We start from the raw sequence: 11,254 nt of genomic DNA, 5'->3' as shown, positions 1-11,254 counted from the left end.
CAGAAATATGTTGATAAGATCATCGATCTTATGAACGCTGTTGACGAATACATTCCGACTCCGGAACGTGACACCGATAAGACCTTCTTGATGCCGGTCGAAGACGTGTTCACTATTACCGGTCGTGGTACGGTTGCTACCGGCCGTGTTGAACGTGGCGAAGTCAAAGTGGGCGACACTGTTGAAATCGTTGGTTTGCAGGAAAAACCGTCCCAGTCCGTTGTAACCGGTTTGGAAATGTTCCGCAAAACTTTGGATTCCGCAGTAGCCGGCGATAACGTTGGTGCTCTTCTTCGTGGTGTTGACCGTAAAGACATCGAACGCGGCCAGGTTCTTGCTAAACCGGGTACCATTCATCCGCACACTAAGTTCAAAGCTGAAGTGTATGTATTGACGAAGGAAGAAGGCGGTCGTCATACTCCGTTCTTCTCCAACTATCGTCCGCAGTTCTACTTCCGTACAACGGACGTAACCGGTGTTATCAACTTGCCGGAAGGCACTGAAATGTGCATGCCTGGCGATAACATCACTATGGATATCGAATTGATCACTCCGATCGCTATCGAAGAAGGTCTTCGTTTCGCTATCCGTGAAGGTGGCCACACTGTAGGCGCCGGCGTTGTAACCGCTATCGAAGCGTAAGATGCCAACAAGCCGTAACGGCTAATATAACCCATGCAGCATAAGAGCGGCAGGTACTGCCGCTCTCGTGTTGTGTATAAACTATGATATAGAAGGTTGCCCCTGTGGGGGAGAATTTCTATGGAGCAGTTCATTCTGGAAATGAACGACAGGAGGAAAAGTACTAATGGCAAAACAGCAGAAAATTCGTATTCGCTTAAAAGCATACGATCACAAAGCACTCGATCAGAGCGCAGCAAAAATTGTAGACACAGCAAAGCGCAACGGCGCACTGGTTTCCGGTCCGATTCCGTTGCCGACAGAAAAGAGTATCTTCACGATTCTTCGTTCTCCACATGTTAACAAGGATTCCCGTGAACAGTTTGAAATGCGTACGCATAAACGTTTGATTGATATTCTTGAACCAAATTCGAAAACAGTAGATGCTATCACCCGTCTTGATTTGCCGGCTGGAGTATCTATTGAAATAAAATTATAATAAGGAGGTGCGATTATGTCTAAAGCTATTTTGGGTAAAAAGTTAGGAATGACCCAAGTCTTCACGGCTGAAGGTCAATTAGTTCCTGTCACTGTAGTGGAAGCTACCCCTAGCGTAGTAGTGCGTGTTAAGACCGTTGAATCTGATGGCTATGACGCAGTGCAGCTTGGTTATGGCTCCATTAAAGAAAAACATTTAACTAAACCTGTAAAAGGCCAGTTCGACAAAGCCGGTGTAGCTCCGGTTAAATATCTTCGCGAACTTCGTCTTTCTGAAGCAACTGATTACACAGTGGGCCAAACTCTGGCAGCTGATATCTTCGCAGAAGGTGAGTTGGTAGATGTTGTAGGTACAGGTAAAGGTAAGGGATTTGCTGGTACGATTAAGCGCCACAACTTCCATCGTGGTCCTGTAACTCACGGTTCCAAATCTCATCGTGAACCCGGTTCCATCGGTCCTATGATCTCCGGTGGCGGCGGTAAGGTATACAAAGGCAAAAAGCTTCCTGGACAAATGGGTGGTGGCAGAGTTACCGTACAGCGCCTAACTGTAGTAAAAGTTGATACCGAACGTAACTTGTTATTGGTTAAAGGCGGTATTCCGGGTGCCAAAGGCAGCCTTGTAATGGTTTGCAACACGGTAAAACCTGTTAAATAACTAATTGTCGAAAGGAGGAGCTCTAATGCCAACAGTAGCAAAATACAATATGTCCGGCGCTAAAGTCGGTGAAATACAGTTAAATGATGCAGTATTCGGCGTAGAAGTTAATGAAGCCGTTATGCATCAGGCCGTAGTTCGTCAGTTATCTAACGAACGTCTCGGCACACACGCAACTAAAACCAGAGGCCTCGTTCGTGGTGGCGGCAGAAAACCTTGGAAGCAGAAAGGTACTGGCCGTGCTCGCGTAGGCTCTACTCGTAGCCCGTTATGGGTTGGCGGTGGCACCGTATTTGGTCCGCAGCCGCGCAGCTATTATAAAGCTATGCCTCGTAAGGCTAGACGTCTTGCGGTTAAATCTGCTCTTAGCGATAAGGTAAACAGCAATGAATTAATCGTTCTCGACGAATTGACAATGGCAGCACCGAAAACTAAAGAAGTATTGAATCTTCTCAATAATTTTAATACCGGTGATGCTAAAGTTCTCTTTATCACCGAAGGTGATATCAATGTGGAACGTTCCGCTCGTAACATTCAGGGTGTAAAAGCTTTAGGGTGTGAAGGCTTAAACATTTTCGACCTTCTTCACTATGACAAGCTCTTCATCACGGAAGGTGCGGTAGCCAAGATTGAGGAGGTGCTCGCATAATGGAATTACGCGATGTTCTTATTCGTCCGATCATTACTGAAAAAACTACCTTGCTTATGGAAGAAGGTAAATACACATTCCGTGTGCCTTTGACTGCTAATAAAGTGCAGATCCGTCAAGCTGTAGAAAAGATCTTCAATGTGAAAGTAGATAAAGTAGCTACTATCCGAGTTCTTGGTAAAGTAAAACGCATGGGTCGTAACCAGGGTAAACGCAGTGATTATAAAAAAGCTATCGTAACCTTGAAGGCCGGCGAAACCATCGAATTCTTTGAAGGTGTTTAAGAGTCTAGTAAGGAGGCCCCATAATGGCAATTAAATCATTTAAACCGTACTCCGCTGGTCGCCGGTTTATGACTGTATCTGCCTTTGCGGAAATTACTGCAAGCAAACCTGAAAAATCCTTGCTCGCTAAGGTTTCTCAGACAGGCGGTCGTAACAACACCGGTAAAATGACTGTACGTCACCAGGGTGGCGGTCATAAACGTCAATATCGTGTTATTGACTTCAAACGTACGAAAGATAATATCCCGGCAAAAGTAGCTACAATTGAATACGATCCGAACCGTAGTGCTCGCATCGCTCTTTTGAACTACGCTGACGGTGAAAAGAGATATATTCTTGCTCCGCAAGGCTTACAGGTTGGTGACACTGTATTCAGTGGTCCAGAATCTGATATTAAACCTGGTAACTGCTTACCGCTTCTTAACATTCCTTTGGGTACTCAGGTACACAACATCGAAATGAAGATTGGCAAAGGTGGTCAGATCGTTCGTTCCGCAGGTACTTCTGCTCAGCTTATGGCTAAGGAAGGTTCCTATGCACTTCTTCGTTTGCCATCCGGTGAACTTCGTCGTGTGCACATTAACTGCCGTGCAACGGTAGGTGTTGTAGGTAACATCGATCATGAAAACATTACCATTGGTAAAGCTGGTCGTCATCGTTGGATGGGCGTTCGCCCGGGCAACCGCGGTGTTGTTATGAACCCGTGTGATCATCCGCATGGCGGTGGTGAAGGTAAGTCTCCTGTTGGTCGTAAACATCCTGTTACACCTTGGGGTAAACCGGCACATGGTGTTAAAACTCGCGACAAGAAAAAAGCTTCTAACAGCTTGATCGTTAAACGTCGTACAAAATAGGATAAGAGGAAGGAGATAAGACAGTGTCCAGATCGATAAAAAAAGGTCCTTTCGTCGCAGCATCTCTTCTCAAGAAAGTAGAAGCTTTGAACGAAACTAATGATAAGAAAGTTGTAAAAACCTGGTCCCGTGCATCTACTATTATCCCGAGCTTTGTTGGCCACACGATTGCTGTTCATGATGGTCGCAAACACGTGCCTGTATTTATTACAGAAGATATGGTAGGTCATAAATTAGGTGAATTCGCTCCGACTCGTACTTTCAAAGGCCATGTTAAGAGCGAAAAAACCACCGGCAGCAAGTAATAGGAGGAATTAAGTAATGGAAGCAAAAGCAATCGCTAGACATATACGTATCGCGCCTCGTAAAATCCGAATTGTTGCTGATTTGGTACGCGGCAAAAATATCGGCGAAGCATTTGCCATCTTGAAGTTCACTCCGAAAGTTGGCGCCGATGTAGTAGAAAAAGTATTGCGCTCTGCTGTAGCAAATGCAGAACACAATTTTGATATGAATGTAGACAATCTTTATGTATCCGAAATCTTCGTTGATCAGGGTCCGACAATGAAACGCATTCATCCTCGTTCCCGTGGACAGGCTTTCAAAATTTTGAAACGCTCTAGCCACGTAACAGTTGTTGTTAAAGAAAGAGCTTAATAGAAGGAGGGAAATATAGTGGGTCAGAAAGTTAATCCCCATGGTTTGCGTGTCGGTATCGTAAAAGATTGGGACGCAAAATGGTATGCTGATAAAGATTACGCTGCAAACCTTCATGAAGACGTGAAGATTCGTAACTTCTTGAAGAAAACCCTTTTCATTGCAGGAATTTCCCGCATTGAAATTGAGCGTACAAATAAACGTATTAAGTTGGTAATTCATACGGCTAAACCGGGTATGGTAATCGGTCGTGGCGGCGCTGGTATCGAAGATATCCGCAAGGCGTTAAAACGTTTTACTGACAAACAGATCGATGTTAACATCGCTGAAATCAAACAGGCTGATATGGATGCTGTACTTGTTGCAGAAAATATCGCTGGTCAGCTTGAACGCCGTATTGGTTTCCGTCGTGCTATGAAACAGGCTGTAGGCCGTACAATGCGCCTTGGTGCTAACGGTATTAAGGTTATGGTAAGCGGTCGTCTCGGCGGTGCCGAAATTGCTCGTAGCGAATCCTATCGTGAAGGTAGTATTCCTCTTCATACTTTACGTGCAAATATCGACTATGGTACAGCAGAAGCTCATACTACCTATGGTTGTATCGGCATAAAAGTATGGATTTACAAAGGTGAAGTATTGCCGGAGGCAAAACAGGCACCTGCTAAAAAGGAAGAAGGTGACAACTAATGCTTATTCCAAAGCGCGTAAAACATCGTAAACAGTTCCGCGGTCGTATGAAAGGTCGCGCAATGCGTGGTAATAAAGTTGCTCACGGTGAATTCGGTCTCGTAGCATTAGAGCCATCTTGGATTACTAACCGTCAGATCGAAGCTGCCCGTATTGCAATGACTCGTTACATTAAACGTGGCGGTAAAGTTTGGATTAAGATTTTCCCGGATAAACCAATCACTGCTAAACCGGCTGGTACTCGTATGGGTTCCGGTAAAGGGTCTCCGGAATACTGGGTTGCAGTAGTAAAACCGGGCCGTGTAATGTTTGAAATGGACGGCGTTTCCGAAGAAGTAGCTCGTGAAGCTATGCGTCTTGCTGGCCACAAGCTTCCGATCAAAACTAAGTTCGTTGTTAAGGGTAAAGAATTGGGTGGTGACGTAAATGAAGGTTAAAGACATTCGCAACATGAGCGCTGCCGAAATGGAACAAAAGGTTTCCGGACTTAAGGAAGAGTTGTTTAACCTCCGTTTTCAGCTCGCAACTGGTCAATTAGAAAATCCGATGCGTATTCGCGAAGTTAAGAAGACAATCGCTCGTATCAAAACGGTACAGCGTGAAGCTGAGCTTAACGAAAACGCTTAATAACAGGTTTTGTACGGATTGAAAAGGAGGCTAAAGGTCGTGGCAGAAGAAAGAAATGTACGCAAAGTCCGTGTAGGCAAAGTTGTAAGTGACAAAATGGACAAGACTGTCGTTGTGTCTGTAGAACGTAAAGTGCCGCACGCATTATATAGCAAGCCGATGGTAACAAGCAAACGCTTTAAAGCTCATGATGAAAATAATGAATGCCAGCTCGGCGACGTAGTTAAAATTGTAGAAACTCGTCCGCTTTCCAAAGATAAACGTTGGAGAGTTGTCGAAATTCTTGAAAGACAGAAATAATCAGTGATGTAAGGAGGAAAAACGATGATCCAGCAACAAACAATTTTGAATGTTGCCGACAACACTGGTGCAAAACGTATTATGTGCATCCAGGTTTTGGGTGGTTCTTACCGTAAATTCGGCAATATCGGTGACGTAATCGTTGCTTCTGTAAAAGATGCATCACCCGGTGGCGTTGTCAAGAAAGGCGACGTAGTTAAAGCCGTTATTGTTCGTTCTAAGAAAGGTATCCGTCGTCAGGATGGTTCCTATATCCGTTTTGATGAAAACGCTGCGGTAGTTATCAAAGATGATAAGAGCCCGCGCGGTACTCGTATTTTTGGACCGGTAGCTCGTGAGCTTCGTGAAAAAGACTTCATGAAGATTATCTCCCTCGCTCCGGAAGTATTATAAGAAGGAGGAACGCGACGATGTCCCAGAAGAATCTTCTCATTAAAAAAGGCGATACAGTTGTTGTTATCTCCGGTAAAGAAAAAGGGAAGCAAGGCGAAGTTATCGCTGTAGAACCTAAGAAGGAACGCGTATTCGTTAAAGGTCTTAACCTTGTAAAACGTCATACGAAACCGTCTCAGGCTAACCCACAGGGCGGCATTATCACTAAAGAAGCCGGTATTCATGTATCCAACGTAATGGTGCTTGATCCGGAAACGAAACAGCCGACCCGTATTAAGAAAGTTGAACAGAATGGTTCTTTCGTGCGTGCAGCTGTTAAGAGCGGCGCTGTACTCGATAAATAATAGGGAAAGGAGGGCTATGTAAACATGTCTCGTTTAAACGAAAAATACACTTCTGAAATTCGTCAGGCTTTACAGGAGAAATTCCAGTACAAAAATGTAATGGAAATTCCTAAGATTGAAAAAGTCGTTATTAATATCGGCGTAGGCGACGCAGTCGGCAACGCTAAAGCATTGGAAGCAGCTGTTAATGATCTTACGATTATCGCTGGTCAGAAACCTGTAATCACCAAAGCTAAAAAATCTATCGCTAACTTCAAAGTGCGTGAAGGTATGGCATTGGGTACGAAAGTAACCCTTCGCGGCGAACGCATGTATGAATTCCTCGATAAATTAATCAATGTGGCATTACCTCGTGTACGTGACTTCCGTGGCGTAAGCGCAACTGCATTTGATGGTCGCGGTAACTATGCATTGGGTCTTAAAGAACAGCTCATCTTCCCTGAAATTGAATATGATCAGGTAGAACGCGTAACCGGTATGGATATTATCGTTGTTACCACCGCTAAAAATGACGAAGAAGCTCGTGAACTCTTAAGACTCTGCGGTATGCCTTTTGAAAAATAATTAGGAGGAACAGATAGATGGCTAAAAAGTCTATGATCGAACGTGAAAAGAAACGCGCAAAAATGGTTGCTAAATATGCAGCTAAGCGCGAAGCGTTGAAAGCAGCAGGCGATTATGAAGCATTATCCCAACTTCCGGCAAATGCATCTCCTACTCGCTTGCACAATCGTTGCAATTTAACGGGTCGTCCGCATGGTTACATGCGTAAATTCGGTATTAGCCGTATTGCGTTCCGTGAATTAGCATATAAAGGACAGATTCCTGGCGTTAAAAAAGCCAGTTGGTAATGATTACGGGAGGAGGTTTTTAGAATATGGTAATGACCGATCCGATTGCGGATATGCTTACGCGTATTCGTAATGCAAACGCAGCGCTTCATGAAACGGTTGAAATTCCGTCTTCTAAGATGAAAGCAGCCGTTCTGGAAATCCTTAAAGAAGAAGGTTTCGTAAAGAGCGTTGAAACCGTTGAAAACGGTAAACACACGAATTTAAAAGTTACATTGAAATATGGTTCCAATAACGAAAAAGTAATTACCGGTATTAAACGTATCTCCAAACCGGGTTTACGCGTATACGCTAAGAAGGAAGAACTTCCTCGCGTATTGGGCGGTTTGGGTATCGCAATTATTTCTACGTCTAAAGGCGTTATGAGCGACAAACAGGCTCGTAAAGAAGGTCTTGGCGGCGAAGTAATCGCTTACGTATGGTAATCAGAGCAATAGGAGGTAGAAATAATGTCACGTATCGGTAGAATGCCTATCGAGATCCCGGAAGGCGTTACAGTTACTTACGAAAACCACGTAATGACTGTTAAAGGTCCTAAAGGCGAATTATCTCGCGAATTGCATCCGGACATGAATATTACTGTAGAAGGTAATGTAATTACAGTAACTCGTCCGAGCGATGACAAAGCTCATCGTTCCTTACACGGATTGACTCGCGCTCTTGTTGCTAACATGGTGACAGGCGTAGCAACCGGTTTTAGCAAAACTTTAGAAATTAACGGCGTTGGTTACAGAGCGGCAAAACAGGGCAACAAGCTCGTGCTGACTCTTGGCTTCTCCCATCCGGTAGAAATGGAATCTCCGGAAGGTATTACCGTTGATGTACCGGCTCCGAATAAAATTGTAGTATCCGGTGCTGATAAAGAAATCGTAGGCGCTGTTGCGGCTAATATCCGCAAATGGAGAGAACCGGAACCGTACAAAGGCAAAGGTATCCGCTATGAAGGCGAATTCGTTCGTCGTAAGGCTGGTAAGGCCGGCGCTAAAGGTAAATAATATCAACAGGTAATAGAAAGGAGTGACAACCTTGGCTCGTAAATCCACTAGAAACATTGCTCGAGCAAAACGCCATCTTCGTCTTCGTCGTCACATTTCCGGTACGGCAGAACGTCCGCGTTTGAATGTATATCGTTCTTTGAGCAATATTTACGCACAGGTAATCGATGACGTAGCAGGCAACACCTTGGTAGCTGCCAGCTCTCTTGATAAAGAATTAAACTTAACCTACGGCGGTAACGTTGCAGCAGCTAAAGCCGTTGGTGAATTAGTTGCAAAACGTGCTCTCGCTAAAGGTATTGATACAGTAGTATTTGACCGTGGCGGTTATATTTATCATGGTCGTGTAGCGGCCCTTGCAGAAGGTGCTCGTGAAGCAGGCTTGAAATTCTAAGAAGGAGGAACTTGAGACATGGCGAGAATTGACTACACCAGTCTTGACTTAAAAGAAAGAGTAGTATTCATCAACCGCGTAGCCAAAGTTGTAAAAGGCGGTCGTCGTTTTTCCTTCAGCGCACTTGTTGTTGTCGGTGACGGCAACGGATATGTAGGCGTTGGTTTGGGTAAAGCTGCGGAAGTTCCGGAAGCTATTCGTAAGGGCATTGATGATGCTAAGAAAAACCTTATCCACGTTGTTATTAAGAACGGTACTATTCCTCACACTGTTACAGGTACATTCGGTGCAGGCCGCGTATTCTTAAAACCGGCTGCTGAAGGTACTGGCGTTATTGCAGGTGGCCCGGTTCGTGCCGTATTGGAATTGGTAGGTGTACGTAATATCCTTACTAAATCTATCGGCTCTTCTAACCCGAATAACATGGTTCGCGCAACGCTCGAAGGTTTGGCACGGCTTAAACGCGTTGAAGATGTAGCAGCTCTTCGTGGTAAAACTGTAGCTGAAATTTACAACTAAGGGGGATTGACTGTAATGGCACAGGTAAAGATTACATTGACCAGAAGCTTGATCGGTCGCCCGGAAGATCAGCGTGCGACAGTAAAAGCTTTGGGCTTGAAAAAGACTAACTCTCAGGTAGTGAAAGACGTTACCCCGCAAATTCAGGGTATGCTTCACAAAGTTAGACATTTAGTTACTGTAGAAGAAGTGTAAGATAGATAAGGAGGTGCACTGAATGAAACTTCATGAATTAACTCCTGCAGCTGGTTCCAAGAAAACCAGAACTCGTGTAGGTCGTGGTCTTGGTTCCGGTTTAGGTAAAACATCCGGTCGTGGACAGAAAGGTCAGAACTCCCGTAGCGGCGGTGGCGTTCGCTCCGGTTTCGAAGGCGGCCAGATGCCTCTTTATCGTCGTTTACCGAAACGCGGCTTCAAAAATGTATTTGCTAAAGAATACGCAGAAGTTAACGTATCTCAGTTGAACCGTTTTGAAGACGGTGCAACCGTTGATCCGGTAGCTCTTATTGAAGCAGGCATTCTCAAGAATGTACGCGACGGTATCCGCATCCTCGGTAACGGTACCTTGGAAAAGAAATTAACCGTTATCGCTAACGGCTTTACTAAATCTGCCGAAGAAAAAATCGTAGCAGCAGGCGGAAAAGTAGAGGTGATCTAGGGTGCTAGAAGGCCTCTCGAACATCCTCAAAATAACGGAGCTTCGTAACAAGGTAGCCTATACGTTACTTATGTTTATCGTGTTCAGGGCAGGCGTTCACATCCCGGTTCCCGGCGTAGATGCTTCGGTTATTGAAAGCTTATTTACCGCAGGCGGTTTATTTGGTCTATTAGATTTATTTGCCGGCGGTGCGCTCAGTAAATTCTCTGTATTCGCTATGAGTATTACTCCATACATCAATGCGTCGATTATTATGCAGCTTTTGACTGCAGTTGTTCCGACCTTTGAACAGTGGAGTAAAGACGGCGAAGAGGGACGAAAAAAAATTGCGAAGGTTACGCGTTATGGTACGGTCATCCTCGGCTTTATTCAAGCCTTTGGGATGAGTTACGCATTGCGCGCCAACAATGCATTGATCGATAATAGTATGTTATCGGTTATCGTGATTTCCATTATCTTGACGGCAGGTACTTGCCTCTTGATGTGGATTGGTGAACAAATCACCGCACATGGTATCGGCAATGGTATTTCTCTTATCATCTTTGCCGGTATCGTTGCTCGTTTCCCATCCGGATTCAGTACTATTTATCAGTACTTACAGGTAGGAACGATTAACATTTTCCAAGCAATTTTGTTTGCTATTATCGCTATTGCAATGGTTGTATTTGTAATAGCGGTTACTCAAGGCCAGCGCCGCATTCCTATCCAGTACGCGAAACGCGTGGTAGGTCGGAAGATGTACGGTGGTCATTCGACTTTCCTGCCTCTTAAAGTTAATCAGGCAGGTGTTATCCCCATTATCTTTGCGTCATCCGTTTTGATGTTCCCGGTAACGTTAGCACAGTTTGTTCAGGTTGACTGGGTCAAATCTGTTGCTAATTACTTTACTTGGGGGACACCGATACAAACAGTTCTCTATGCTGTGCTGATATTTATGTTCACCTATTTCTACACGGCAATATCGATTAACATTACGGATATGGCAGATAATATGAAAAAATACGGTGGATTTATCCCAGGTATTCGCCCGGGTAAACCTACTGCTGATTACGTAGATCGGGTTATGACTCGTATTACGTTTGCCGGTGCTATTTTCTTAGCATTTATTGCCATTTTGCCGAACTTCATCGGTGGCATTACTGGTATCGAAGGGGTCTACTTTGGTGGTACCGCCCTTCTTATCGTAGTTGGTGTTGCACTTGATACAATGCAGCAGGTTGAATCGTTAGTTTTAACCAGACATTATAAAGGTTTCTTGAAGTAGG

At 44.6% G+C, this 11,254-nt stretch carries 23 protein-coding genes; all 23 read left to right on the top strand.

Annotation, left to right across the window (positions count from 1 at the left end):
* The coding region (locus G344_RS0101775) for an EF-Tu C-terminal domain-related protein (protein ID WP_028254691.1) at nucleotides 1-642 on the top strand (642 nt) is incomplete at its 5' end.
* Between the two features lie 166 nt (nucleotides 643-808).
* On the top strand, nucleotides 809-1,120 hold the full coding sequence (rpsJ, locus tag G344_RS11775) for a 30S ribosomal protein S10 (RefSeq protein WP_028254690.1): 312 nt from the start codon (nucleotides 809-811) through the stop codon (nucleotides 1,118-1,120).
* A gap of 15 nt (nucleotides 1,121-1,135) precedes the next feature.
* A complete protein-coding gene (rplC, locus tag G344_RS0101765) occupies nucleotides 1,136-1,777 on the top strand; it encodes a 50S ribosomal protein L3 (protein WP_028254689.1) in 642 nt (213 codons plus the stop codon).
* 25 nt (nucleotides 1,778-1,802) lie between these two features.
* Nucleotides 1,803-2,426, top strand: coding sequence for a 50S ribosomal protein L4 (rplD, locus tag G344_RS0101760; protein ID WP_028254688.1), 624 nt, complete (start codon nucleotides 1,803-1,805; stop codon nucleotides 2,424-2,426).
* On the top strand, nucleotides 2,426-2,710 hold the full coding sequence (gene rplW, locus G344_RS0101755) for a 50S ribosomal protein L23 (RefSeq protein ID WP_028254687.1): 285 nt from the start codon (nucleotides 2,426-2,428) through the stop codon (nucleotides 2,708-2,710). Before rplD ends, rplW begins: the two co-directional genes overlap by 1 nt.
* A gap of 23 nt (nucleotides 2,711-2,733) precedes the next feature.
* Entirely contained in the window at nucleotides 2,734-3,564 is an 831-nt protein-coding gene (gene rplB, locus G344_RS0101750; RefSeq protein WP_028254686.1) for a 50S ribosomal protein L2, read from the top strand.
* A 23-nt stretch (nucleotides 3,565-3,587) separates the two neighbouring features.
* Nucleotides 3,588-3,869, top strand: coding sequence for a 30S ribosomal protein S19 (rpsS, locus tag G344_RS0101745; RefSeq protein ID WP_028254685.1), 282 nt, complete (start codon nucleotides 3,588-3,590; stop codon nucleotides 3,867-3,869).
* A gap of 16 nt (nucleotides 3,870-3,885) precedes the next feature.
* A complete protein-coding gene (rplV, locus tag G344_RS0101740) occupies nucleotides 3,886-4,221 on the top strand; it encodes a 50S ribosomal protein L22 (protein ID WP_028254684.1) in 336 nt (111 codons plus the stop codon).
* An 18-nt stretch (nucleotides 4,222-4,239) separates the two neighbouring features.
* Nucleotides 4,240-4,908 (top strand): 30S ribosomal protein S3, encoded by a 669-nt coding sequence (rpsC, locus tag G344_RS0101735; protein ID WP_028254683.1) that lies wholly within the window; start codon nucleotides 4,240-4,242, stop codon nucleotides 4,906-4,908.
* The gene (gene rplP / locus G344_RS0101730) at nucleotides 4,908-5,345 is read left to right on the top strand and encodes a 50S ribosomal protein L16 (protein WP_028254682.1); all 438 of its coding nucleotides are present in this window, start codon (nucleotides 4,908-4,910) and stop codon (nucleotides 5,343-5,345) included. The genes rpsC and rplP overlap by 1 nt, the downstream gene beginning before the upstream one ends.
* Nucleotides 5,335-5,535 carry a 50S ribosomal protein L29 gene (rpmC, locus tag G344_RS11770; RefSeq protein WP_028254681.1) on the top strand — a complete coding sequence of 67 codons (201 nt, stop codon included), beginning with the start codon at nucleotides 5,335-5,337 and terminating at the stop codon, nucleotides 5,533-5,535. The genes rplP and rpmC overlap by 11 nt, the downstream gene beginning before the upstream one ends.
* 39 nt (nucleotides 5,536-5,574) lie before the next feature.
* A complete protein-coding gene (rpsQ, locus tag G344_RS11765; RefSeq protein ID WP_028254680.1) occupies nucleotides 5,575-5,835 on the top strand; it encodes a 30S ribosomal protein S17 in 261 nt (86 codons plus the stop codon).
* A 24-nt stretch (nucleotides 5,836-5,859) separates the two neighbouring features.
* Complete coding sequence (rplN, locus tag G344_RS0101715; RefSeq protein WP_006555663.1) at nucleotides 5,860-6,228, top strand: 50S ribosomal protein L14; 369 nt, start codon at nucleotides 5,860-5,862, stop codon at nucleotides 6,226-6,228.
* A 17-nt stretch (nucleotides 6,229-6,245) separates the two neighbouring features.
* A complete protein-coding gene (rplX, locus tag G344_RS11760) occupies nucleotides 6,246-6,572 on the top strand; it encodes a 50S ribosomal protein L24 (RefSeq protein WP_028254679.1) in 327 nt (108 codons plus the stop codon).
* A gap of 24 nt (nucleotides 6,573-6,596) precedes the next feature.
* Nucleotides 6,597-7,136, top strand: coding sequence for a 50S ribosomal protein L5 (gene rplE, locus G344_RS11755; protein ID WP_028254678.1), 540 nt, complete (start codon nucleotides 6,597-6,599; stop codon nucleotides 7,134-7,136).
* Between the two features lie 17 nt (nucleotides 7,137-7,153).
* The gene (rpsN, locus tag G344_RS0101700) at nucleotides 7,154-7,423 is read left to right on the top strand and encodes a 30S ribosomal protein S14 (protein WP_028254677.1); all 270 of its coding nucleotides are present in this window, start codon (nucleotides 7,154-7,156) and stop codon (nucleotides 7,421-7,423) included.
* A gap of 26 nt (nucleotides 7,424-7,449) precedes the next feature.
* Nucleotides 7,450-7,848: a 30S ribosomal protein S8 gene (gene rpsH / locus G344_RS0101695; protein WP_028254676.1), complete on the top strand. Its 399-nt coding sequence runs from the start codon at nucleotides 7,450-7,452 to the stop codon at nucleotides 7,846-7,848.
* Nucleotides 7,849-7,872: 24 nt separating this feature from the next.
* The gene (rplF, locus tag G344_RS0101690) at nucleotides 7,873-8,418 is read left to right on the top strand and encodes a 50S ribosomal protein L6 (protein WP_028254675.1); all 546 of its coding nucleotides are present in this window, start codon (nucleotides 7,873-7,875) and stop codon (nucleotides 8,416-8,418) included.
* A 31-nt stretch (nucleotides 8,419-8,449) separates the two neighbouring features.
* A complete protein-coding gene (gene rplR / locus G344_RS0101685; protein WP_028254674.1) occupies nucleotides 8,450-8,812 on the top strand; it encodes a 50S ribosomal protein L18 in 363 nt (120 codons plus the stop codon).
* 18 nt (nucleotides 8,813-8,830) lie between these two features.
* Nucleotides 8,831-9,331, top strand: a complete 501-nt coding sequence (gene rpsE / locus G344_RS0101680) for a 30S ribosomal protein S5 (protein ID WP_028254673.1) — start codon at nucleotides 8,831-8,833, stop codon at nucleotides 9,329-9,331.
* A gap of 15 nt (nucleotides 9,332-9,346) precedes the next feature.
* Nucleotides 9,347-9,526 (top strand): 50S ribosomal protein L30, encoded by a 180-nt coding sequence (rpmD, locus tag G344_RS0101675; RefSeq protein WP_028254672.1) that lies wholly within the window; start codon nucleotides 9,347-9,349, stop codon nucleotides 9,524-9,526.
* A gap of 22 nt (nucleotides 9,527-9,548) precedes the next feature.
* On the top strand, nucleotides 9,549-9,989 hold the full coding sequence (rplO, locus tag G344_RS0101670; protein ID WP_028254671.1) for a 50S ribosomal protein L15: 441 nt from the start codon (nucleotides 9,549-9,551) through the stop codon (nucleotides 9,987-9,989).
* Nucleotide 9,990: 1 nt separating this feature from the next.
* Nucleotides 9,991-11,253, top strand: coding sequence for a preprotein translocase subunit SecY (secY, locus tag G344_RS0101665; RefSeq protein WP_028254670.1), 1,263 nt, complete (start codon nucleotides 9,991-9,993; stop codon nucleotides 11,251-11,253).
* Nucleotide 11,254 lies beyond the last annotated feature (1 nt).

Source organism: Veillonella magna DSM 19857 (assembly GCF_000428745.1).
GTDB lineage: Bacteria > Bacillota > Negativicutes > Veillonellales > Veillonellaceae > Veillonella_A > Veillonella_A magna.
This window is presented reverse-complemented; position numbering and strand designations above follow the sequence as displayed.